Here is a 1,750-nt window from a genome sequence, read left to right on the forward strand (position 1 = left end):
ACCAAAACTTCAGCTGCTAGCCGAACCGTTATGTGTAAATGAATTAAATATGAAAAATTCGATTATTTACTTAGTTATATTGATTTTATTTGCTTCCTGTGACGAGGATCAGGAACCAATAAAAACTTATAATTCAATTGATATAGATATAACAAAGAATGAATTATACATCTACGACACAAAAAACAGTGGCGATGAGGAAGGAGGACACATTTTTGTACAGGCAATGCATTATAGTATTAGTGAATTGGTTAGAGATTCAACTTTCAGACTTGTCTATAGATATCAACCTGAGAAGGATTATATTGGCAATGACAAGGTTCAATTAGAGCTTTCAAGTGGATCAAATGGAGCAGGCCCCTCAGCTCATTTTAAATATTTAACCATAAATTTTAATATTACGGAATAATACAAATAACAAAGCCGAGCTTCCATGCTTTACCAACGCGGGAAAAATCCGACGCTAGGAAAGCATAGCAGCCAGCCGGAACGTTGGTAATAATTAAATAAAGATGAAGAATTCGATATTTTTTCTTTTAACTTTTACATCAAGTTTTTTTCGTGTAAATCCGAAAAGAATTTAGAGAGCAAATATCTAGAAGACTCGAAAGTGAATGCTATCAACGATCTTGGAAGTCGTTATTTAGAAATAAATCGATTTAGTGGAATTATTGTAGTTGCTAAAGAATCTGCCGTCATCTACCAAAATGAATTTGGTTTAGCCAATTATGAAATATCAAAATCATTTTCCGATAAAACTGCTTTTAAAATTGGAGAAATTTCTGAATTGATCACTGCAGAGATTATCCGATCAATGGAACAAGAAGGAAAACTGCAGCTGTCAGATAAAGTCTCGAAATACATTCCCGAAATCAAAGCTGATTTTACGATAAATAATTTACTGAGTCATAACGCAGGTTTACCAAGCATTCAAGTTATTAGAGATAATTATCCATCATTAAGCTATTCAACAATCGAATATGTAAATTTAGGGATAAAATCATCAGGAAAACCAAAACGAAGTGACTTGGGGTATAACGTTTTGGGACATCTAATAGAAAAAATAAGTGGCAGGAGCTTTCAAAAAAATATGGAAGACTTATGTGCAAAATTAGCATTGGAAAACACATATTTATATAAAAAAGATACTGCTCTTGCTACAGGGTATTTGTACCATAATTTTCGTGGAAAAGGACTTGAGTTACAAAGGTCACCTACCTATGATTTAGAAATTGCATTTAGTAGTAATGGATTGAAAGCAAGTGCCAATGATTTAGTGAAGGTTATTAACTCAAACCTTCAAAAAAAAATAGAGATTGAAGGTTATTTAGCAAATGACGGATTCAGTTATTCAATAGTTAATAATCCAGAGGCCAAATTATCTATTATAGTATTGAGCAATCGAAGACACCCAGTTGCCAAGGAAATTTCAAATAGCATAAATTCAATTTTAACAGCTAAAAATTATAAACTTCCTCTATTGAGAGAGCCTGTTTCTATAGACAAAACCTTATTGAAAGAGTATTCAGGTACTTATTCACTGAATGAAAACATGAATTTTGAAGTTTCAATTGACATGGATAGTTTATTCGTAACATTAGGACCAAATATAATACAGTTGATTCCTCAATCATCCAATCAATTTTTCATGGAACATCATGATGCTGCTTTGCGATTTTTAAGAGATGAATCTAATAATGTATTTGCAGTTGAACTCCTAGACGGATTTTTAGAGGGACAAAAAGCTAAA

The 1,750-nt window shown here is 32.2% G+C and carries 2 protein-coding genes; both read left to right on the plus strand.

What is annotated here, in order from left to right; all coding sequences use genetic code 11:
• The coding region (locus E1171_RS01835; RefSeq protein ID WP_222931337.1) for a hypothetical protein at positions 1–409 on the plus strand (409 nt) is incomplete at its 5' end.
• Positions 410–610: 201 nt separating this feature from the next.
• Positions 611–1,750: serine hydrolase (locus E1171_RS01840; protein ID WP_222931338.1), on the plus strand; the 1,140-nt coding region annotated here is incomplete at its 3' end.

Origin of the sequence: Xanthovirga aplysinae (assembly GCF_009711365.1) — a bacterium.
Classification (GTDB): Bacteria; Bacteroidota; Bacteroidia; order Cytophagales; family Cyclobacteriaceae; genus Xanthovirga; species Xanthovirga aplysinae.